The sequence below is a fragment of the Oleiphilus sp. HI0132 genome (assembly GCF_001635845.1).
Genome location: NZ_LWGJ01001141.1, coordinates 1 through 2293 on the forward strand (window position 1 = coordinate 1; position 2293 = coordinate 2293).

Sequence of the window (2293 nt, forward strand, 5' to 3'; positions counted from 1 at the left end):
GAGTTCCTTGGTAACTAAATCGTATAGCTCTTGTGATCCAAACTTGGGGAGCGCTTGTTCATTAACAAAAAAGGTTGGTGTCTTGCTAACTTGCAAAGCTCGAATATCGTCCTTCTCCCGTTGAAGGCGAGCGCTTATCTCATCTGAAGTCATATCGGCTTTCGCCTGTGTAATATCTAAACCCGCTGCTTCGGCAATAGGCCAAGCTTTATCCGCAACAACTTTATGGTTAACCGTCCATTCGGCTTGGGCTATGAGTAGTGCTTCAAGTACCTCTTTGAACTTGTTTTGGAGTCGCGCAGCTTCAAGCATTCTAACGATAGCTTCAGAGCCTTGGTGAAAGGTTGCATACCGAAGTACGATGCGTACATCCTTTTCATGTCTTGCTTGAATCTCTTTTACGAGAGGGTAAAAAGCTCTGCAAGCACCACATGCTGGGTCGAAAAACTCAACGATGGTGACTTTAGCCTCAGCAGGACCAAAGCTCGGAGAGTAAGGGCGTTCATATATGCTTCCTTGTTGTAGGAGCTCGTCGCTTTGCGGGCTTTCTTTGGAGTTCTGATCTTGTTGATAGGTATACCAAGTCAAAGGCAGAGATAACAAGAGACAAATAAGCGTAACACGGGTATTCATTTTCATAACAATTGTGGCCGTTCAAATAAGAAAGCGGTCTAGTTTACAGTCATGAACCGTAGGCTCAAGCTTAAGTGTTTACTGTGTTCGTTTTATGTTTGGGAAGAGCAAGTGAAATGGTCGCCGAAAGGGCGATAAATGTACTCGATACCCATAAACATGCTTCAAGGCCATAAGACTGGAAAATCCAACCTGATAGTACGGTGCCAACTAGCCTGCCCATGGCATTGGCCATATAGTAGAAACCCACATCTAAGGATACGCCATCGTCACTGGCGTAACTCACAATCAGGTAGCTGTGCAAAGAAGAATTTATAGCAAACAGGGCGCCGAAGGCGAGTAAACCTATTACGATCACCAGCTGTGCTGAAAGCGAGCTCGATAAGGCTAGTGCGATGCCCGCGGGTATCAGCATTAGAGGCAGCGCCCAGCCGAGCGCGCTATGGCCATCGGGGGCGCGCTTGGTCGAGCTTTGCGTAATCTTGGGGGCAAAGGACTGCACTAAACCATAGGCGATTACCCAGCTTGCAAGAAAGCCTCCTACAGACCAATGGTTCCAGCCGAACTCGCTCGCTAGATAAACGGGCAAGGCAACCACGAACCAAACATCTCTGGCACCAAACAGAAATAAGCGAGCTGCTGAGAGGGCGTTGATTGCCCGACTTTTAGAAAATATTTCAGTGAACTTCGGTTTGTTCTTTGCCTTGCCTAAGTCTTGTTTTAAGGCAAACATGCTACCCAGCCAAACCACAAACAAGCTTAGCGCCATAGCAAGAACGGCACCTTGAAAACCGAGAGTGGCCAGTAAAGCGCCGCCTAAAAAGAAGCCGACACCTTTCAAGGCATTCTTAGATCCGGTTAGAATTGCCACCCACTTATACAGTGTAGTTTGCGCATCTTTTGGAACCAGCAGCTTGATCGAGCTTTTCGCACTCATCTTGTTCAGGTCTTTAGCAATGCCTGAGAGAGCCTGAGCAGCCATGACCCAAGGCACTGTGAGCAAAGTGGCAGGAACGAGCAGCATTGCCAATGCGAGCACCTGCAGAGCCAGACCAATATTCATGGTTTTGTTGAGCCCCAAATGTGCGCCCAACCAGCCACCAAAAAGGTTGGTGATGACACCAAAGATCTCGTAAAACAAGAACAGCATGGCAATTTCGAGCGGGCTGTAACCCAAGCCATGAAAGTGCAATACGACTAACATCCTCAAAGCGCCATCGGTGAGCGTGAAAGCCCAATAGTTACCTGTTACGACCAGGTATTGCTTAATTTCTGGTGAGAGTTTATTGATATTCATGGTTTTCAAATATGGCCTTAGTGATTAATTTTCTGGTCGATGAGGCCGACTTTACGAACCAGCTCAGCTGTTCGATTGGCATAGCCCCATTCATTGTCATACCACACATAAAGCTTAAGTTGAGTGCCGTTAACCAGCATAGTTGAAGGCGCATCAATGATGGCTGAACGAGGATCGGTTTTGTAATCGATAGAAACCAGTGGCCGCTCTTCGTAACCGAGTATGCCTTGTAGTGCTTCTTCAGAAGCACTTTTTAATAGAGCGTTCACTTCTTCTACCGAGCTTTCTTTTTCTAGTTCGAATACACAGTCAGTGATCGATGCATTGGCTAATGGAACACGTACCGCATGACCGTTTAACTTA

2 protein-coding genes and 1 pseudogene are annotated in these 2293 nt (G+C 46.9%); all 3 read right to left on the reverse strand.

Annotation, left to right across the window (positions count from 1 at the left end):
• The coding region (locus tag A3766_RS15565; protein ID WP_068642473.1) for a thioredoxin domain-containing protein at positions 1 to 639 on the reverse strand (639 nt) is incomplete at its 3' end.
• 64 nt (positions 640 to 703) lie between these two features.
• Positions 704 to 1930 carry an organoarsenical effux MFS transporter ArsJ gene (gene arsJ, locus A3766_RS15570; RefSeq protein ID WP_068511232.1) on the reverse strand — a complete coding sequence of 409 codons (1227 nt, stop codon included), beginning with the start codon at positions 1928 to 1930 and terminating at the stop codon, positions 704 to 706.
• Between the two features lie 17 nt (positions 1931 to 1947).
• Positions 1948 to 2293 (reverse strand): annotated as a pseudogene (locus tag A3766_RS15575) (type I glyceraldehyde-3-phosphate dehydrogenase); the annotation flags it as partial.

Coding starts and splice junctions, on each gene's coding strand:
- arsJ (WP_068511232.1), bottom strand. CDS start 1,930: ATGAATATCAATAAACTCTCACCAGAAATTAAGCAATACCTGGTCGTA.